Source organism: uncultured Stenotrophomonas sp. (assembly GCF_945952405.1).
Taxonomy (GTDB): domain Bacteria; phylum Pseudomonadota; class Gammaproteobacteria; order Xanthomonadales; family Xanthomonadaceae; genus Stenotrophomonas.
On sequence record NZ_CAMFIA010000010.1, the window covers coordinates 1 to 19,233 of the forward strand.

Annotated in this window: 18 protein-coding genes; 6 read left to right on the forward strand and 12 right to left on the reverse strand. The window is 66.1% G+C overall.

Annotated elements, in window-relative coordinates; all coding sequences use genetic code 11:
• Positions 1-175: 175 nt before the first annotated feature.
• The 3 genes from Q0P60_RS11665 to sucC form a co-directional block, all read right to left on the reverse strand.
• On the reverse strand, positions 176-1,810 hold the full coding sequence (locus tag Q0P60_RS11665; RefSeq protein WP_294993185.1) for an NAD+ synthase: 1,635 nt from the start codon (positions 1,808-1,810) through the stop codon (positions 176-178).
• A 242-nt stretch (positions 1,811-2,052) separates the two neighbouring features.
• Complete coding sequence (sucD, locus tag Q0P60_RS11670; RefSeq protein ID WP_005410793.1) at positions 2,053-2,928, reverse strand: succinate--CoA ligase subunit alpha; 876 nt, start codon at positions 2,926-2,928, stop codon at positions 2,053-2,055.
• 21 nt (positions 2,929-2,949) lie between these two features.
• Entirely contained in the window at positions 2,950-4,119 is a 1,170-nt protein-coding gene (sucC, locus tag Q0P60_RS11675; RefSeq protein WP_004154430.1) for an ADP-forming succinate--CoA ligase subunit beta, read from the reverse strand.
• A gap of 390 nt (positions 4,120-4,509) precedes the next feature.
• Between sucC and Q0P60_RS11680 the strand changes: the two genes are divergently transcribed.
• Positions 4,510-6,123: an ATP-binding protein gene (locus Q0P60_RS11680; protein ID WP_294993192.1), complete on the forward strand. Its 1,614-nt coding sequence runs from the start codon at positions 4,510-4,512 to the stop codon at positions 6,121-6,123.
• Between the two features lie 60 nt (positions 6,124-6,183).
• Positions 6,184-7,557, forward strand: a complete 1,374-nt coding sequence (locus Q0P60_RS11685; protein ID WP_294993195.1) for a sigma-54 dependent transcriptional regulator — start codon at positions 6,184-6,186, stop codon at positions 7,555-7,557.
• 137 nt (positions 7,558-7,694) lie between these two features.
• On the opposite strand, the gene pilB is transcribed toward Q0P60_RS11685, so the two are convergent.
• Together pilB and Q0P60_RS11695 are read right to left on the reverse strand one after the other, a co-directional pair.
• Positions 7,695-9,422 (reverse strand): type IV-A pilus assembly ATPase PilB, encoded by a 1,728-nt coding sequence (pilB, locus tag Q0P60_RS11690; protein ID WP_294993198.1) that lies wholly within the window; start codon positions 9,420-9,422, stop codon positions 7,695-7,697.
• Between the two features lie 131 nt (positions 9,423-9,553).
• Complete coding sequence (locus tag Q0P60_RS11695; protein WP_294993201.1) at positions 9,554-9,955, reverse strand: prepilin-type N-terminal cleavage/methylation domain-containing protein; 402 nt, start codon at positions 9,953-9,955, stop codon at positions 9,554-9,556.
• 352 nt (positions 9,956-10,307) lie between these two features.
• Between Q0P60_RS11695 and Q0P60_RS11700 the strand changes: the two genes are divergently transcribed.
• Genes Q0P60_RS11700 through coaE form a run of 3 tightly spaced genes read left to right on the forward strand, consistent with a single transcriptional unit; the run spans position 10,308 to position 13,061 of the window.
• Positions 10,308-11,567: a type II secretion system F family protein gene (locus tag Q0P60_RS11700; RefSeq protein WP_294993204.1), complete on the forward strand. Its 1,260-nt coding sequence runs from the start codon at positions 10,308-10,310 to the stop codon at positions 11,565-11,567.
• 7 nt (positions 11,568-11,574) lie between these two features.
• Entirely contained in the window at positions 11,575-12,438 is an 864-nt protein-coding gene (locus Q0P60_RS11705) for an A24 family peptidase (RefSeq protein ID WP_032128827.1), read from the forward strand.
• An 11-nt stretch (positions 12,439-12,449) separates the two neighbouring features.
• Positions 12,450-13,061: a dephospho-CoA kinase gene (gene coaE / locus Q0P60_RS11710; RefSeq protein ID WP_294993209.1), complete on the forward strand. Its 612-nt coding sequence runs from the start codon at positions 12,450-12,452 to the stop codon at positions 13,059-13,061.
• A 49-nt stretch (positions 13,062-13,110) separates the two neighbouring features.
• Here the strand turns inward: coaE and Q0P60_RS11715 are convergent, their stop codons facing one another.
• The 5 genes from Q0P60_RS11715 to rimK form a co-directional block, all read right to left on the reverse strand.
• Entirely contained in the window at positions 13,111-14,478 is a 1,368-nt protein-coding gene (locus Q0P60_RS11715) for a HAMP domain-containing sensor histidine kinase (protein WP_294993213.1), read from the reverse strand.
• A complete protein-coding gene (locus tag Q0P60_RS11720) occupies positions 14,441-15,118 on the reverse strand; it encodes a response regulator transcription factor (RefSeq protein ID WP_005410804.1) in 678 nt (225 codons plus the stop codon). The genes Q0P60_RS11715 and Q0P60_RS11720 overlap by 38 nt, the downstream gene beginning before the upstream one ends.
• An 8-nt stretch (positions 15,119-15,126) precedes the next feature.
• Complete coding sequence (locus Q0P60_RS11725) at positions 15,127-15,597, reverse strand: hypothetical protein (RefSeq protein ID WP_294993218.1); 471 nt, start codon at positions 15,595-15,597, stop codon at positions 15,127-15,129.
• 87 nt (positions 15,598-15,684) lie between these two features.
• The gene (locus tag Q0P60_RS11730) at positions 15,685-16,161 is read right to left on the reverse strand and encodes a hypothetical protein (protein WP_294993221.1); all 477 of its coding nucleotides are present in this window, start codon (positions 16,159-16,161) and stop codon (positions 15,685-15,687) included.
• 244 nt (positions 16,162-16,405) lie between these two features.
• Positions 16,406-17,284, reverse strand: coding sequence for a 30S ribosomal protein S6--L-glutamate ligase (gene rimK / locus Q0P60_RS11735; RefSeq protein WP_005410807.1), 879 nt, complete (start codon positions 17,282-17,284; stop codon positions 16,406-16,408).
• Positions 17,285-17,415: 131 nt separating this feature from the next.
• On the opposite strand from rimK, the gene Q0P60_RS11740 reads away from it, so the two are divergent.
• Complete coding sequence (locus tag Q0P60_RS11740) at positions 17,416-17,838, forward strand: thioesterase family protein (protein WP_294993226.1); 423 nt, start codon at positions 17,416-17,418, stop codon at positions 17,836-17,838.
• 17 nt (positions 17,839-17,855) lie between these two features.
• Here Q0P60_RS11740 and Q0P60_RS11745 read toward each other — a convergent pair whose 3' ends face one another.
• The gene (locus tag Q0P60_RS11745; protein ID WP_294993229.1) at positions 17,856-18,245 is read right to left on the reverse strand and encodes a hypothetical protein; all 390 of its coding nucleotides are present in this window, start codon (positions 18,243-18,245) and stop codon (positions 17,856-17,858) included.
• 79 nt (positions 18,246-18,324) lie between these two features.
• A complete protein-coding gene (locus tag Q0P60_RS11750; RefSeq protein ID WP_294993232.1) occupies positions 18,325-18,705 on the reverse strand; it encodes a DUF805 domain-containing protein in 381 nt (126 codons plus the stop codon).
• Between the last annotated feature and the right edge of the window lie 528 nt (positions 18,706-19,233).

A 19,233-nucleotide genomic window follows, 5' to 3' on the forward strand; every position in this document is an offset into this window, starting at 1 on the left:
ATCACACAGCCGGCCAGCGGCCGGCTCTACCGGTTTGTGGCGGTCGCCCATCCGGGGGCTATCACACAGCCGGCCAGCGGCCGGCTCTACCGGTTTGTGGTGGTTTCGTCTATCCGGGGCATGAAACACGGCCGGCCAGCGGCCGGCGCTACCTGCCATGCCCGCAGCCGATGCCTCAGCCCTTGTAGCCGTTGCTGATCGGGTAACGGCGCTCGCGGCCGAAGGCGCGGCGCGAGACCTTCGGGCCCGGCGCGGCCTGGTGCCGCTTCCACTCGCTGATGCGCACCAGGCGCAGCACGCGATCGACCACGGCCGCGTCATAGCCGGCGGCGACGATCTCCGTACGCGACTGCTCCTGGTCGATGTAGCGGTACAGGATGCCGTCCAGCACGTCATAGGCCGGCAGCGAATCCTGGTCCAGCTGGTTCTCGCGCAGTTCGGCCGATGGCGGGCGGCTGATCACCGCCGGCGGGATCACCGGCGCGCCCCCCACCGTATTGCGCCACTTCGACAGGCCGAACACCTCGGTCTTGTACAGGTCCTTCAGCGGTGCGTAGCCACCGCACATGTCACCGTAGATGGTGGCGTAGCCGACCGCGTACTCGCTCTTGTTGCCGGTGGTCAGCAACAGGCCGCCGAACTTGTTGGCCAGCGCCATCAGGATCACGCCACGGCTGCGCGACTGCAGGTTTTCCTCGGTCACGTCCGGGTCGGTGCCCTCGAACATCGGCGCCAGCGATTCCATCAGGCCCTTGAAGGCCGGTTCGATCGACACCGCTTCCAGCTTCACGCCCAGCGCCTGGCACTGCTCGGCCGCCAGGTCGTTGGAAAGGCCGGCGGTATAGCGCGACGGCAGGCGTACGGCGGTGACGTTATCGGCGCCCATGGCATCCACCGCCATTGCCAGCACCAGCGCCGAATCGATGCCGCCGGACAGGCCCAGCCATACCTTGCGGAAGCCATTCTTGCGGCAGTAGTCCTGGATGCCACGGGTCACCGCGCGCCAGGCCAGCGCGTCCATGCTCTCGTCGCCATCGTCCATCCATACGTGCGGCATGAAGCGGCGGCTGGCGCCGTCATACTCCACCACCAGCCACTGGTCGACGAAGGCGGCCGCGGCCGGATGCACGGTGCCATCACCATCGGCCACCACCGAAGCGCCATCGAACACCAGTGCGTCCTGGCCGCCCACCACGTTGAGATAGGCGATCGCTGCGCCGCTCTCGCGGGTACGCGCGGCCAGCACCGCGTCGCGCTGGGCATGCTTGCCACGCTCGTAGGGCGAGGCATTGGGGACCACCACCAGCTGCGCGCCGGCACGCACGGTGTCGGCCAGCGGCTCGGCAAACCACAGGTCTTCGCAGATCAGCAGGCCGACCGGCACGCCATTGACCTCGAACACGCAGCTGCCGCCATCCGGGTCGACGTCGAAGTAGCGGCGCTCGTCGAACACCGCGTAGTTGGGCAGTTCGCGCTTGCGGTAGGTCTGTTCGAGCAGGCCATCACGCAGCACGCTGGCAGCGTTGTAGACCACCGCACCGGCGGCCTGCGGCCAGCCGACCACGGCGGTGATGCCGCGACAGGCAGCGGCGATACGGCCCATCGCCTGCTCGCACTCGTACAGGAAGCCCGGGCGCAGCAGAAGGTCTTCCGGCGGGTAGCCACTCACCGCCAGCTCGGGGAACATCACCAGCTCGGCACCGTACTCGTCGCGCGCCTGGCCGATCATCTCGATGATGCGCTCGGTGTTGCCGGCGACATCGCCGACCGGGAAATCGAACTGCGCCATCGCGATGCGGATCGAAGCCATGGGAATCCAGCCTTTGGTTGCAATGCATCCATTGTAGATCCACGCCCTGCGTGGATGGCAGGACGGCAGGACGGCAGGACGGCAGGCGGCACGGTCAGCTGGGGGCAGATCGCTCGCCATGCGGATGGGATCCGACCCAATTGCAGACGCAGAAAGGCCGCCCGGAGGCGGCCTTTCTGTTTGATACAGCCGAGCGCGGGCCCGGCTCTACAGGATCGTGCCGGCCGGGGCCGGCAACACCCTTACTTGACCAGCTTGGCGATGGCTGCACCCAGGTCGCCCGGCGAACGCACGGTGACGACGCCAGCGGCTTCCATTGCGGCGAACTTGCCTTCCGCAGTGCCCTTGCCGCCCGAAGCGATCGCACCCGCGTGGCCCATGCGCTTGCCGGCCGGAGCCGACGCACCGGCGATGAAACCGACGACCGGCTTCTTCACGTGGTTCTTGATGTACTCGGCACCGGCTTCCTCGGCGTCACCGCCGATTTCGCCCACCATGATGATGCCTTCGGTCTGCGGGTCTTCGTTGAACAGCTTCAGGCAGTCGACGAAGTTCAGGCCATTGATCGGGTCACCACCGATGCCGATGCAGGTGGACTGGCCCAGGCCGACTTCGGTGGTCTGCTTGACCGCTTCATAGGTCAGGGTGCCCGAACGCGACACGATGCCGATCTTGCCCGGCTGGTGGATGTGGCCCGGCATGATGCCGATCTTGCACTCACCCGGGGTGATGACGCCCGGGCAGTTCGGCCCGATCAGCACGGTGTCCGGATGCGAACGGGTCAGCACGTTCTTGACGCGCAGCATGTCCAGCACCGGGATGCCTTCAGTGATGCAGACGATGACCTTGATGCCGGCAGCAGCGGCTTCCAGGATCGCGTCGGCGGCGTACGGCGGCGGCACGTAGATGACCGAAGCGTTGGCGCCGGTGCTCTGCACGGCGTCGGCAACGGTGTTGAAGACCGGCAGGTCGATGTGGGTGGTGCCACCCTTGCCCGGGGTCACGCCGCCAACAACCTGGGTGCCGTACTCGATCATCTGAGTGGCGTGGAAGGTGCCCTGCTGGCCGGTGAAGCCCTGCACGATCACCTTGGTGTTCTTGTTAATCAAAACAGACATGGGAATTCCTTGGTGTCGGGATCAGGCGGCGTTCTTGACAGCTTCAACGATCTTCTTGGCGCCATCGTTGATGTTGTCAGCCGGGATGATGGCCATGCCGCTGTCACGCAGCAGCTGCTTGCCTTCTTCCACGTTGGTGCCTTCCAGGCGCACCACGACCGGAACCTTGACGCCCACTTCCTTCACGGCGGCGATGATGCCTTCGGCAATCATGTCGCAGCGGACGATGCCGCCGAAGATGTTGACGAAGATGCCTTCAACCTTGTCCGAGGACAGGATCAGCTTGAACGCTTCGATGACGCGCTGCTTGTTGGCACCGCCGCCCACGTCCAGGAAGTTCGCCGGCTCGCCGCCGTTGAGCTTGATGACGTCCATGGTGGCCATGGCCAGGCCGGCGCCGTTGACCATGCAGCCGATGTTGCCGTCCATGGTGACGTAGTTGATGTCCAGCTCCGAAGCGATCACTTCGGTCGGATCTTCCTGGGTCTTGTCGCGCATGGCGACCAGCGCCTTCTGGCGGAACGCGGCGTTGTCGTCGCTGTCGAACTTGCCGTCCAGCGCGTACAGGTTGCCGTCGTCGAGGATGGCCAGCGGGTTGATTTCAACCAGGGCCAGGTCCTTTTCGTTGAACAGGCGGTACAGGTTCACCATGATGCTGGCGAACTGGCCAGCCTGCTTGGCGGTCAGGCCCAGCTTGAAGCCGAAATCACGGCCGTGGTAACCCTGCACGCCTTCGACGAAGTCGACGTTCAGCGAGTGGATCAGCTCCGGGGTTTCAGCGGCGACCTGCTCGATTTCCACGCCGCCTTCCGAAGAAGCGATGTAGGTGATGGTCTTGGTGCCACGGTCAACCAGCACCGACAGGTACAGTTCCTTGACGATCTCGCCGGCGGTGGTCACCAGCACCAGGTTGACCGGCAGTTCAACGCCTGCGGTCTGGTAGGTGGCCATCTTGGTGCCGAGCATCTTGGCCGCAGCGGCCTTCACGTCGTCGGTGGTCTTGCAGAACTTGACGCCGCCAGCCTTGCCGCGGCCGCCAGCGTGGATCTGCGCCTTGACCATCCAGGGGCCCTGGCCCAGGGAGTTGGCAGCGGCAACAGCTTCGTCCGGGGTCGCAGCGACCTTGCCGGCCGGGACCGGGATGCCGTACTCGGCAAGCAGTTGTTTTGACTGGTATTCGTGGAAATTCATGCGTCACCGTGGGAATAGGAACGACCGCACGCAATTCCTCAGGGCCCCGGCGGGGCGCCGGCATGGACCGCGGCGGGCCCACTATTGTGGCCGAGCCGGCGCCGGGGCGCAAAGAAGTCTGTACAAAACGCCAGACCCGGCCAGATTTCCACCGTCATTCAGGCAGTTGCGCCCGGGACAGTGCTGGCCACCGGTGTCCGCACCAGGCCAACTGCGCGACCACCGGCCTCCGGCGGTGCCCTCCCGGGGGCCCTATACTGGTCGACCAAGGCGTGTAGAGTCGAGCAGGCTCGAACCCACGCAAGCGCGACGGGCCGGCCCGGCTTCAGGGGACGCCGGACAGGCCCGCCGCAGATTCCAGACCCAGGCAGCCAGAAGGGGAGTTCCGGCGTGTCACCCAGTGCTTCATTGATCGACCGCATCGAATCGATCCCGCGGCGTGAGCTGTATTTCTTCGCGCTGTACCGGGTACTGATCGCCGCGGTCATCGCCGCCCTGCTCTACAGCCCGTTGTCGGCGATGGTGGGCGAGGCCCACCACCCGCGCCTGGCCGACACGGTGGCCGCCATCTACCTGCTGTTGTCGCTGCTGGCCCTGGTGATCGGCCGCAACGAACGCTGGCTGCGCCCGATCGTGGTCAGCGGCGTGCTGGTCGACATCGTCGCCGCCACCTTGCTGTCGCACGCGCTGCCCGGTGCCAGTGCCGGCATCTCGATGTCGCTGCTGTTCAACCTCGCCGCCGCCGCCACCCTGCTGCCCCTCAGCCTCGGCCTCGGCCTGGCCCTCGCCGCCAGCCTGGCCACCGGCGTGGAATACAGCTGGAAGCTGCTGGAAGGCGGCGACCCGACCCGCACCCTGGCCGAGCTGGCGATGTTCGCCACCAGCTACCTGGCGCTGGCATTCATCAGCTACCAGGTGGGCAGCCGCGCGCGCCGCAACCAGCAGCTGGCCAACCAGCGTGGCGACGAAGTGGCCAACCTGTTCCAGATCAACGAGCTGATCATCCGCCGCATGCGCACCGGCGTACTGGTGGTGGATGCCGACAACCGCATCACCCTGGCCAATGAAGCCGCCTCGCTGCTGCTCGGAGACAATGACGGCAACGGCGAAAGTGGACGCCTGGACCTGGCCAGCGCCGCACCGGAACTGGCGCGCCGCCTGCAGCGCTGGCGCAACGGCTGGGCCCAGGACGAGCTGCCGCTGCAGCTCAATCCCGACCAGCCCGAAGTGCAGCCGCGTTTCGCCCGCCTGCTGGCCGGCAGTGACCTGGCGCTGGTGTTCCTGGACGATTCCAGCGTGGTCTCCCGCCGCGCCGAATCGCTCACCCTGTCGGCGATGGGCCGCTTCTCGGCCAGCCTGGCCCACGAGATCCGCAATCCACTGGCGGCGATCAACTATGCCGTGCAGCTGCTCGAGGAAGGCACCGGCTTCAACGAGAGCGACCGCCGCCTGCTGCAGATCATCCGCCAGCAGTGCCAGCGCACCAACGGCATCGTCGAGAGCGTGCTGGGCCTGGCCCGGCGCGAACGTGCCACGCCCGAGAACGTGGACCTGGCCGCGTTCGTGCGCCGCTTCGTGCTGGAGTACAAGCAGGGGCAGACGCTGGAAACGGACAGCATCGAGCCGATCATCAACGACAGCTCGGTGATGGCCCAGGTCGATACCCGCCACCTGTACCAGGTACTGACCGTGCTGGTGCACAACGCCCTGAAGTACGGGCGGATCGGCCAGCAGCCGGCGCGGGTGCGCCTGCGCGTGGCCCAGCACGAGCGCAGCGCGGTGATCGACGTGATGGATCGTGGCCCCGGCATTCCGGAGAGCGTGGCGGCGCAGCTGTTCCGGCCGTTCTTCACCACCTCCGAGCACGGCACCGGCCTCGGCCTGTATATCGCGCGCGAACTGTGCCGGGCCAACCAGGCCCGACTGGACTACATTCCGGTGCCGGCGGGAGGCTCCTGCTTCCGCCTGGTCCTGCCCGGCCCGCATACGCTGCTGCCCGGTTGATCCCACTTCTGTGCGTCAAACATTTGTCGCTTCCGGCCCCCTCGTTTATCTTTCACGCCCATGAATGAAACCCGCAGCGCCCTCGTCGTCGACGACGAACGCGACATCCGCGAACTGCTGGTGCTGACCCTCGGCCGCATGGGGCTGCGCATCAGCACCGCCGCCAACCTGGCCGAGGCACGTGAGCTGCTGGCCAGCAATCCGTACGACCTGTGCATCACCGACATGCGCTTGCCGGACGGCAACGGCATCGAGCTGGTCAGCGAGATCGCCCAGCACTATCCGCGCACGCCGGTGGCGATGATCACCGCCTTCGGCAGCATGGACCTGGCGGTGGAAGCACTGAAGGCCGGTGCCTTCGACTTCGTCAGCAAGCCGGTGGACATCTCGGTGCTGCGCGGCCTGGTCAAGCACGCGCTGGAACTCAACAACGCCGAACGCCCAGCCCCCGGCCCCAGTGCCGAACAGGGCGGGCGGCTGCTCGGCGACTCGCCGGCGATGGACGTGCTGCGCACCACCATCGGCAAGGTCGCGCGCAGCCAGGCACCGGTCTACATCCTGGGCGAGTCCGGGGTCGGCAAGGAACTGGTCGCCCGCACCATCCACACCCAGGGCGCGCGCGCGGCCGGCCCGTTCGTACCGGTCAACTGCGGCGCCATCCCCGGCGAGCTGATGGAGAGCGAATTCTTCGGCCATCGCAAGGGCAGCTTCAGCGGTGCGCACGCCGACAAGCCCGGCCTGTTCCAGGCCGCCCACGGCGGCACCCTGTTCCTGGACGAGGTGGCCGAGCTGCCGCTGCAGATGCAGGTCAAGCTGCTGCGCGCCATCCAGGAGAAGTCGGTGCGCGCGGTCGGTGCGGCCAACGAGGAACCGGTGGACGTGCGCATCCTCTCGGCCACCAACAAGGACCTGGCCGAGCTGGTCGAGGACGGGCGCTTCCGCCACGACCTCTATTACCGCATCAACGTGATCGAGCTGAAGGTGCCGCCGCTGCGCGAGCGCCGCCAGGACCTGCCGGAACTGGCCGCCGCGGTGCTGGCCCGCCTGGCCCGCAGCCACGGCCGCGCCACCCCGCTGCTGGCACCGTCGGCACTGGAGGCGCTGGCCCAGTACGCGTTCCCCGGCAATGTGCGCGAACTGGAGAACATCCTGGAGCGTGCGCTGGCGCTGGCCGAGGAAGACTGCATCGGCGCCGATGACCTGCGCCTGCCGCAGCACGCGCCGCGCACCCCCGGCAGCGCCGCCCCGCCCGAAGCGGTGGCGGACCTGCAGCCCGGCAGCGCCGCCCTGCCCTCCTACATCGAGCAGCTCGAGCGCAGCGCCATCCAGCGGGCGCTGGAGGAAAACCGCTGGAACAAGACGCGCACCGCCGCGCAGCTGGGCATCACCTTCCGTGCGCTGCGCTACAAGCTGAAGAAGCTGGGCATGGAGTAGCGCCGGGCGCAGGCCCGGCGGCGTGACGGGGGCATCGCGCCATCCACGCGTGGCGTGGATCTACTGGGGCCCATCCACGCGTGGCGTGGATCTACCGGAGCCGAGCATGGCTCGGCTCTACATGACGCGGTGCCGGGTCAATCCTTGGTGACGCGGTTGATCTCGGCCAGGCTGGTGATGCCGGCGGCCACCTTCTTCAGCGCCGACCTGCGCAGGTCGTTCACGCCCAGCGCCCGCGCCGCTTCTTCGATCTGCAGCGCATTGCCACCGGCCAGCACGATGGAGGCGATCTCGTCGGTCATCGGCATCACCTGGTAGATGCCGGTACGGCCCTTGTAGCCCTCGGTGCACTCGTCGCAGCCCACCGCCTCGTACAACTGCACGCCGGCATCCAGCTGCTCCTGGCTGAAGCCTTCGGCCAGCAGGGCGTGGGCCGGAAGGTCCGAGGGCTTCTTGCAGTTGCTGCACAGCCGGCGCGCCAGGCGCTGGGCAATCACCAGCGTCACCGAGCTGGTGATGTTGTACGGCGCAATACCCATGTTCATCAGGCGCGCGATGGTCTGCGGCGCGTCATTGGTATGCAGGGTCGACAGCACCATGTGGCCGGTCTGCGCCGCCTTGATGGCGATCTCGGCGGTTTCCAGGTCGCGGATTTCGCCGACCATGATGATGTCCGGGTCCTGGCGCAGGAACGAGCGCAGCGCGGCGGCGAAGGTCATGCCGCGCTTGTTGTTCTGCTGCACCTGGTTGACGCCCGGCAGGCGGATTTCCACCGGGTCTTCGGCGGTGGAGATGTTGCGGGTCTCGTCGTTGAGGATGCCCAGCGCGGTGTACAGCGACACCGTCTTGCCGGAACCGGTCGGGCCGGTCACCAGCACCATGCCGTACGGCTTGTGGATCGCCTCCAGGAACAGCTTCTGCTGGTCCGGCTCGTAACCCAGCTTGTCGATGCCCAGCTTGGCGGCGCTGCCATCAAGGATACGCAGCACCACCTTCTCGCCGAACAGGGTCGGCAGCGTGCTGACGCGGAAGTCGATCTGCTTGGCCTTGGACAGGTTGAGCTTGATGCGACCGTCCTGCGGCACGCGCTTCTCGGCGATGTCCAGCTGTGCCATCACCTTCAGGCGGGCGGCGATGCGCTGGTTCAACTTCACCGGCGCGCGCGCCACCATCTTCAGCAGGCCGTCGATGCGCAGGCGCACGCGGTAATCGTCTTCATACGGTTCGAAGTGGATGTCCGAGGCGCCCTTGCGGATCGCATCGACCAGCACCTTGTTGACGAACTTCACCACCGGGGTGTCATCGCCCTTGGCATCGATGCCGGAGTCACCGGCCATGCTGTCTTCATCGCCGCCGGAGACATCCAGGTTGGCGAGTCCATCATCGTCCCCGCCCAGCGAGTCGCCCAGGCTGTCATGACTGGTATGCCACTGCTCCAGGGTGCGCCGGATCTGGTCCTCATCGACCAGGATCGGCTCCACCACCAGGTTGGTGTGGAACTTGATCTCATCCAGCGAATGGGTCGGGTTGCTGGTCCCCACGAACAGCTTGCCGCCCCGCTTGAACAGCGGCAGCACGTTGTGCTTGCGCAGCAGTTCCTCGCTGACCAGGTTCATCGCGTTCTGGCCGGCGTCGAAGGTGGAGACGTCAAACAGCGGCATGCCGAACTCGACCGCATTGGCCGCGGCCAGCTGCGATGCGCTGACCAGCTTGTTCTGCGCGAACCAGGTCGGCAGCGGCTGGCGGGCCGCAGCGGCCTTGGCCATCGCGTCGCGGGCGCTGGCTTCGTCCAGCGCTCCATCCTGGACCAGGCGGCGGGCCAGCCCGGTGATGCCAACCAGGTTGGCGGTGGTGACTGCGTTCATGGCGGTGGTTCTGGAAGGGGTAAGCAGGTTATAGGCGCCTGGAGCGCCCATTACAAATGCAGATGCCCGCGATTTCTCGCGGGCATCCGGTACTGCAGGGCCGACACTCGGTGCCAGCCTTCAAGCCGCGATTAGGACGACTTGTTCAGGTCATCGCACGGCTTGTTCTTGTAGGTGGTGACCGAAGAAGCCGTCACGGTGCAGGTCCACTGCAGCGGATCCTTGTCGTTGGCCGGGACGCCGGTGGTCAGTTCGATGGTGGCGGTGTTGTCCTTCGACTTGCCGGTCAGCTTCAGGTCGGCCAGGCCGGTGCCGCCGGTGCAGCCGGAAACGCTTGCGCACAGGTCGGTGGCTTCCGAAGCATAGTTCTCGGCAACCTTGATCTTCTCGCCGGCGACAGTGGCGACGGCCTGGGTGATCTTGGCGCGGGCGGTGTAGTTCTTGTACTGCGGCAGCGCGATGGCGGCCAGGATCGCGATGATCGCAACGACGATCATCAGTTCGATCAGGGTGAAGCCCTTCTGGTTCTTCATGATTACATCCCCAAGATAAGTGGTGGTTGAGTCAGTGCACAGGATCTGGCCGGCGGCTGCCGGTTGAGCGGGTCCTGCACCCTGCGGGTGGATCAACGCAGGTTGCGTGCCAACCCCGGCACGCCTCCCCCTGGATTTCCCCGCGCCCATGATGGCAGCAATTTCTCGGATGGGAACCCCCGGCATGCGAATCTGCGATGGACGCGGCAATGTGACGCAGTGCGTCACCTTTGGTCGGCACCCGGCACGAAATCGCGCACCGGGCCGCCCGCCAACTGCCCATACGGCCATGAACCCGCTACCATCAACGGCTAGTTGCCCGCCTGGGGATGGCGGGTCTTGGGGAGCCAACATGTCTGTCAGTCGCAGTGCGATCAAGAAAGAGCCCGTGGCCCGCGCCACGATGGAGCTGCAGCCGTTTGTCTGGGAGGGGACCGACAAGCGGGGCGTGAAGATGAAGGGCGAGCAGCTGGCCAAGAACGCCAACCTGCTGCGTGCCGAACTGCGCCGCCAGGGCATCAACCCGGGCCAGGTGAAACCCAAGCCCAAGCGCATGTTCGGTGCCGCCGGCAAGGCGATCGGCACCAAGGACATCGCCTTCTTCAGCCGGCAGATGGCCACCATGATGAAGTCCGGCGTGCCGATCGTCTCGGCGCTGGACATCATCGGCAACGGGCACAAGAACCCGCGCATGAAGAAGATGGTCGATGGCGTGCGCACCGACATCGAGGGCGGCTCGTCGCTGTACGAGGCGGTCAGCAAGCACCCGGTGCAGTTCGACGAGCTCTACCGCAACCTGGTGCGCGCTGGTGAAGGCGCCGGTGTGCTGGAAACCGTGCTGGACACGGTGGCCACCTACAAAGAGAACATCGAATCGCTGAAGGGCAAGATCAAGAAGGCGCTGTTCTACCCGGCGATGGTGGTCGCGGTGGCGCTGCTGGTCAGCGCCATCCTGCTGATCTTCGTGGTGCCGCAGTTCGAGGACGTGTTCAAGAGCTTCGGCGCCGACCTGCCGGCCTTCACCCAGATCATCGTGGCCTGCTCGCGCTTCATGGTCTCGTGGTGGTGGCTGATCGCCATCATCGTGGTCGGCAGCATCGCCGGCTTCGTGATGGCCTACAAGCGCTCGCCGGCGATGCAGCACCGGATGGACCGGCTGATCCTGAAGGTGCCGGTGATCGGCCAGATCATGCACAACAGCTCGATCGCCCGCTTCGCCCGCACCACCGCGGTGACCTTCAAGGCCGGTGTGCCGCTGGTGGAAGCGCTGGGCATCGTCGCCGGCGCCACCGGCAACAAGGTCTATGAAGAGGCCGTGCTGCGCATGCGCGACGACGTTTCGGTCGGCTACCCGGTCAACATGGCCATGAAGCAGACCAACCTGTTCCCGCACATGGTGGTACAGATGACCGGCATCGGCGAGGAGGCCGGTGCACTGGACAGCATGCTGTTCAAGGTTGCCGAGTATTATGAGCAGGAAGTCAACAATGCCGTGGACGCCTTGAGCAGCCTGCTCGAACCGATGATCATGGTGTTCATCGGGGTGGTGGTCGGCGGCATGGTCGTCGGCATGTACCTGCCGATCTTCAAGCTCGCTTCCGTCGTCGGATAACACATACATGGCTTTTCTCGACCAGCATCCCGGCCTCGGCTACCCCGCCGCGGCCGCCCTGGGACTGCTGCTGGGCAGTTTCCTGAACGTCGTCATCCTGCGCTTGCCCAAGCGCCTGGAATGGCAATGGAAGCGCGATGCGCGCGAGGTCCTGGAAGAACCGGACTTCTACGAGCCGCCCCCACCGGGCATCGTGGTCGAGCCTTCGCATTGCCCGCACTGCAAGCACAAGCTGAGCTGGTACGAGAACATCCCCCTGTTCAGCTGGATCATCCAGGGCGGCAAGTGCCGTCACTGCAAGGCCCCGATCTCGCTGCAGTACCCGCTGGTGGAAGCCCTGACCTCGGTACTGGTACTGGCCTGCGTCTGGCAGTTCGGCTTCGGCTGGCAGGGCTTCGGCGCCATCGTGCTGACCTGCTTCCTGATCGCGCTGTCCGGCATCGACCTGCGTACCCAGCTGCTGCCCGACCAGTTGACCCTGCCCCTGATGTGGCTGGGCCTGATAGGCAGCATCGACAACCTCTACATGCCGGCCAAGCCGGCGCTGGTGGGCGCGGCGGTAGGCTACCTGTCGCTGTGGACGGTGTGGTGGCTGTTCAAGCAGCTGACCGGCAAGGAAGGCATGGGCCACGGCGACTTCAAGCTGCTGGCCGCACTGGGTGCCTGGTGCGGACTGAAGGGCATCCTGCCGATCATCCTGCTGTCCTCGGTGCTGGGCGCCATCATCGGCTCGATCTGGCTGTACAGCCGCGGCCGTGACCGCGCCACCCCGATCCCGTTCGGCCCCTACCTGGCGATCGCCGGCTGGTTGTACTTCATGTGGGGCGCGCCCCTGGTGGAGCAGTATCTGGTCATGAGCGGCCTGCGCTGAGGGGACACCCCATGAGCCGGTATGTGGTTGGCCTGACCGGCGGTATTGCCGCCGGCAAGAGCGAGGTGACCCGGCGCTTCGAGGCGCTGGGCATCGTGGTGGCCGACGCCGACCTGGCCGCCCGTGCCGTGGTTGCGGCCGGCAGCCCGGCGCTGGAGCAGATTGCCGCGCGTTTCGGCGCCGGCATGCTGCAGGCCGATGGCAACCTGGACCGCGCCCGCCTGCGCGCCCACGTCTTCGCCGACCCGGCCGAGCGCAGCGCGCTGGAAGCCATCACCCACCCGGCGATCCGCCTGCTGATGCAGCAACAGTGCGAGCAGGCCGGCAGTCCCTACGCGATCGCCGCCATCCCCCTGCTGACCGAAGTGGGCGGGCGCCAGGCCTACCCGTGGCTGGACCGGGTGCTGCTGGTGGACGCGCCCGAGGCCGTGCAGCATGCCCGGCTGATGCAGCGCGACGGCATCGACGCCGCGCTGGCCGACCGGATGATTGCCGCCCAGGCCAGCCGTGCGCAACGGCGGGCGCTGGCCGATGATGTGGTGGTCAACGATGGCCCGGCCGACGACCTGCAGGCACAGGTGGAAGCGCTGCATGCGCGGTATCGGGTGATGGCAGGGGGCTGAGCCCCCCACGCATGTCGCGAATGGCCCGGCCGCGAGCGCGTGCCCGGCGCTACAACGGCTTCGGCGAGAACGTCAGGGTGGCGATCACGCCACGCTGGCCACCAGGACGCACGCTCACCTGCCAGCCATACAGATCGCACAGGCGGCTGACGATCGACAGGCCGATGCCACCGCCCTGCGAATGCCCGGCATGGGTACCGCGATAGCCACGCTGGAACAGCTTGGCCGCATCTTCTTCGCTCAGGCCCGGGCCGCTGTCGGTCACCGAGACTGCGTTGGCGCCCACGTGCACGCGCACCTCGCCATCCTGCGAGTACTTGACCGCATTGCCGATCAGGTTGCCCAGCGCCACCGACAGTGCCGCCTCCGGCGCGTCGATCACCAGGTCGCGCTCGCCTTCCAGCGCCAGTTCCAGCGGCTTGCCACCCAGCTGCGCGCGGTGTGCGTCCAGCAACTGCTCGGCCACGCGGGCCACGTTGCTGGTACCCTGCCCGCGCTCGTTGCGCGACAGCAGCAGCAGCGCACCGATCAGGTCGCTGCACTGCTGTTCGGCACGCTGGATGCGCTGCAGGCGCTGCAGCACCTTCTCGTCCAGGCCGGGCCGGGTCAGCAGCAGCTCGGTCGCGCCCCGGATCACCGCCAGCGGCGTGCGCAGCTCGTGGCTGACGTCGGCATTGAACTCGCGGTCGCGCTGTACCACTTCGGTCAGCCGCGAGGAATAGTCGTCCAGCGCCTGCGCCAGCTGCCCCACCTCGTCATCGGGGAAGCGCGGTGCCAGCGGCTCGGGCTCGCTGGTGCCGCCGCGGTAGGCGCGCAGCCGCGCGGCCAGGTCCGAGACCGGCTTCATCACCTTCGACGCCGACCACCAGCCCAGCACCAGCGACAGCACGCTGAACACCAGCACCGACAACACCAGCGCGCGGTTGAGCTGCTTGCCACCGCGCACGCTGTCGGTCATGTCATAGGCAAGGAAGAACCAGGCATCGGGCGTCTTGCGCACGGCCAGCTTGTAGGAATACGGCTCGCCATGCTCGTCGCCACTGACGCTGTGGATGCCATCGGAGAAACCCGCCCATTGCGCGCGCTCTTCGCGCACCCGGTCGAACTTGTCCTTGGAATACGCATACGCGCGGATCTGCAGCACCGGCGCGTCGGGGTTGTGGCCCGGGTGCTCGTAGTAGCGCCGCGCGTACTCATCGATGTTGCGGTTCATCAGCTCTTCCACCAGCTGGTTTTCCACGCGCAGGCGGGCCCAGTTGGTGGCGAACGCGAACAGTGTTGTCAGGCAGAAGCCCAACAACACGAACGACACGATGATGCGGCTGCGCAAGCGCCGCCGATACGGCGTGCGCCGGCGCTCCCCCTTGGTTGCCACGGAATCAGGCTTCCGGGGTGGCGATGCGGTATCCGATGCCATGGCGGGTCTGGATCAGCGGCACTTCAAACGGCTTGTCGACCACCGCGCGCAGGCCATGGATATGCACGCGCAACGAGTCGGAGTCGGGCAGTTCCTCGCCCCACACACGGGTTTCCAGTTCCTGCCGGGTCACCACGGCCGGGGCCGCTTCCATCAGCGCCTGCAGGATCTTCAGTGCGGTCGGGTTGAGCTGCAGCAGCTTGCCCTGGCGACGCACTTCCAGCGTATCCAGGTTGTACTCCAGGTCACCGGTCTCCAGCACGCGGGTCTGTACGCCCTTGCCGCGGCGCGACAGGGCGTTCAGACGCACTTCCACTTCCTGCAGCGCGAACGGCTTGATCAGGTAATCGTCGGCGCCGGAATCGAAACCGGCCAGCTTGTTGTCCAGCGAATCGCGCGCGGTCAGCATCAGCACCGGGGTCTGCTTGCGCGCTTCATTGCGCAGCTTGCGGCAGACTTCGATGCCGTCCATGCCTGGCAGGTTGAGATCCAGCACGATCGCGTCGAACTCATGCACTACGGCCAGGTGCAGGCCGGTAACCCCGTCAGCCGCGAAGTCCACCGTGTGCCCGCGGTCCTCCAGGTAGTCGCCCAGGTTGGCCGCAATGTCGCTGTTGTCTTCGATTACCAGGATTCTCACTGTCACCTCTAATTGACTGTATTGCTGGCGCGCATGACCTGTCCCATGTCCTGCTGTGCCCGTTCTTTCTGCCGAGCGCGTTCGGCAACGGTCATGCACTGCGTTGTGGTCCGGTTGGAACCGATGGGCTTTTCACGTTGGCATATTAGACGACTATCTTCACGCGCCCGTGTCAAAACGGTGTTCACGACCTGCTGGTCGTTGAAGACCTGGGTTTGTACCGGTTCAGGCATGGCGTCACGCGACGGGTACTGCTCCACCGCAGTACGCATGCGTGCCAGCGCGTCGGTCACCCGCGCACGCTCATCCTGTTTCAGTTCCGAATAGGTCTCGCCATCCCTGAGCTCACCCTCGATACGCGAGATCTGCTGCCGCAACGGCTGCCCGGGCAGGAACACCTCCTTGGTCTTGGACGCCGATGCGGTACCGACCAGGGCCAGTCCTGACAATAGGACGACCGATATCAAAGCCTGTTTCATGGCAAACAAATCCTTGTCTGTGGCGAATCCCGACTCTATTCGCACCGCCTTCACGCCAGCAAGTGCCAATGGTCCGGGCGCCGGGGCCTAGTGCGAGGTTGCGGGATTGAAATTGTTGAACGTACGCTGGTCGTTCAACAGCGCCTTGCCCTTTTCCGCGATGCGGCGCCGCTCGGCCACGCTCAGGCAGCGGCTCCTGGGCATGTTGCTGCCGGTACCACGGGTGTACTGGCAGATCTGCCGGCTGTCGTCGTGGGCACGGGTCAGCACGGTATTGATGCGCTCCTGGTCGTTGAAGACCTCACCCTGCACCTGCGGCGGCAGCTCCTGCAGGTCCTGATGGCTGCCCATCCGCGCGGTGATGCGGGCCAGCGCCTCGCGCACCGCGGTGCGGTCGTCGGCGGAGATTTCGCTGTAATCGCCGTCGTCCAGGGCCTGTTCGACCTGGCGCACCTGCTCGGCGACCGGCGTCTGCCGGTCCATCTGCACAACGGCCTTTCCCGGCCTGGCCGCAGCCGTCCCGGCCAATCCCAGCAACAACGCGATCATCGTGATGCGGTACATCGCCAGCCTCCGATCCATCCAGGAACGATGCTGGCACTCTACGACCGTCACGCCGCCTCCACAAGGGACGCCCGCAGGCATAAAAAAGACCCAGGCGGTGCCCCCGCCTGGGTCTGAAGTTGTATCCCGATACCGGTCCTGCTGAGAGGCAGAGCTGCGGTTCGCTGAAGCCTACGCTGGGACCGATTAAAGGCTTGTTAAGTCCGGCCTCAATCACCCATGAGAATTTCAAGCGACTGAATAATCAGGGTTTTTTCAACTTCTCGACGTGTTCGATGATGCGCGTGGCCACGTCCACCCCACAGGCCGCTTCGATCCCCTCCAGGCCCGGCGTGGAGTTCACTTCCAGCACCAGCGGGCCGCGTGCGGAGCGGATCAGGTCCACCCCGCACACCGAAAGGCCCAGCGCCTTGGCCGAACGCACCGCCACCTGCTGTTCGGCACGGCTGGCCTTGGCCGCCACGGCCGTGCCGCCGGCATGCAGGTTGGAGCGGAAGTCGCCTTCCGGCGCCTGCCGCTGCATCGAGGCCACCACCTGGTCACCGACCACGAAGCAACGCAGGTCGGCCCCCTTGGCCTCGCCGATGAATTCCTGCATCAGGAAATTGGCGTACAGCCCGCGCAACGCCTCGACGATGCCACGCGACGCGCTGGCCTTCTCGGTGAGGATCACGCCACGCCCCTGGGTACCCTCGTTGAGCTTCACCACGTGCGGCGGCGGGCCGAGCATGGACAGCAGGTCAACGGTGTCATCGGGGTTGTCGCCGAAGACGGTGACCGGCATGTCGATGCCCTTGGCCGCCAGCAGCTGGTGCGCGCGCAGCTTGTCGCGCGAACGCAGGATCGCATCGGAGGGGTTCGGCGTGCGCGCGCCCATCAGCTCGAACTGGCGCAGCACGGCGGTGCCGTACCGGGTGATCGAGGCCCCGATGCGCGGGATGACCATGTCCACGCCGGTCATCGGCCGGCCCTTGTAGTGCATCGAAAAGCCATCGGCGGCAATACGCATGTAGCAGCGCAGCGGGTCGAGGATGCGCACGGTATGGCCGCGCGCGCGCGCCGCCTCGACCAGCCGGCGGGTGGAATACAGGGAGCTGTTGCGGGACAGGATGGCGAGCTTCATCGCGGCAGGATCGGGCGGCAGGCGCGCAGCATAGCGCGGCCGTGTGGCGGGTGGATGATGCCGTGCGGCGTGGCTTGGCCGGCCGCGGGCGGCACACTGCGCAGACCTGTTCAGCGCGCATGGAGCGGCCGATGACGATCACTGTGTTCCCACGATTTTCCGAAGTGGACGTGCTTGGCCACGTCACCAACACCGCCCTGCCCGTGTGGTTCGAGGAGGGCCGCCAGGAGATCTTCCGCCACTTCAGCCAGGCGGCCAGCATGCGTGACCTGACGCTGATCCTGCGCCGCTACGAGATCGACTTCCTGCAGCAGATCCAGCCCGGCCATGAGGTGCGCATCGAGACCCGCATCGAGGCCATCGGCCGCTCTTCGCTGTCGATCGTGCAGCAGGCGTTCCAGCAGCAACGGCAGGTCGCCAGCGGACGCTGCGTGATGGTGCATTTCGACTATGCGGCCAACGCCTCGCGCGCGATCGACACAGCACAGCGGCAGGCGCTGGCCGGGCTGTTCACCGAGGAGTACGCGCGGTCACTGGCAACCGCACCCACCTGAGCCGTTGCGGGAGGCCCTCAGCTGCACGCGGTGCCGCCCAGGGCCCATTTCTTCAGCTTGCCCAGTTCTTCCGCAGCATGCATCTTGGTGTACAGCGTAACCGTCGTCACGCCCTCAACTTCCTTGAGCACGATCACCTTGTAGATCTGGGTGCCGACTCCCGATGCCCCCTGGACGATCCTGGCTTCTTTCAGATCGTTGTAGTTCTGCACATCGTTGATCGCCTGGCCCACCGGCAGCAGCGACACCGGCCGGCATTCCCCCATCGCGGCAACAATGTGCTTCAGCGTCAGCTGGTAGCCCTGATCAAGGGTGAATGTGGAGGCATACTCCGGTCGTTCCAGCCCTTGCGGGCTCGACGCACAGCCGGCGAGAAGTACCGTTGCCACCACAGACAGACGACGCATGCGGGAACCTCCCTGTTTGTCCGCTGGAGTCTAACCCACGCTCCCGCCCGGTGGCAGGAGCGGCGAACGCCGCAGGAACTCAGCCGAATCGATTCGGTTCCTCGCTGCCTGGCAGCAGCATGATCGGGAACAGCACGAACACGCCCAACGGAATGAAGGCGATGACCACGTACCAGCCGGACTCGTCGATATCGTGCAGCCTGCGCACGGCCAGGGCCAGCATCGGTGGCAGGAAGACCAGGACCGCGATGATCGCCAGCACTGATCCCAGCATCTCCAACTGCCGGGACAGCTCCCAATCGAACAGATCGGTGCCGATCAGCCAGTATCCGATATTCATCAGGCTGTAGCTCAGCCCCGCCAGCAGAAGGCCCAGCAGGGAAAATGACCAGAACTCGATGCGGTCGGAGCGCCCTGAAAAATCAAGGCATCGCCTGATGGGCACAAGTGCAGCGATCATTCACGCTCCGGGCAACGGATGATGGGAGGCAGCGGCTAACGATCTTTTAGCATCCGCCAGCCAAGCACCGACTGAACCTGTCGGCCTGAAGCGGCTTCCATCAAGGCCAGGTACGCCCGTTCACCGGTCATCGCGACCGGGAGTCCACACGTGGGATGAGAGCGGCTCCAGCGCCACTGCCATGCAGTGTCGGCGATGGCTCGCGGGGCATCATCGAGTCGACCCGCGGGGCCGAAACCTCGCGCAGCCGCAGGCTGAGCGAGGCGCGCAGGGCCGGGAGCCTATGCGCTAGCGGCGCCTCAGCATATCGGGATGCCCGAGCAACCCGTCAGCGCCAGCACTGCAGAAACAATCAACACCAAGACCACTTTCCTGACCACATCCCGCTCCATTTTTGGCAGCGATGAGTGTACAGCAGCAACCGGAAATCCCGGACGCCCCCATGCATCTGCAACGGCGCGCGCGGGGCACGTGTGCGTGGAAGGTCCGGTCTGATCGGGGCTGTGCGAGTCTTCCGGCAGGCCATGC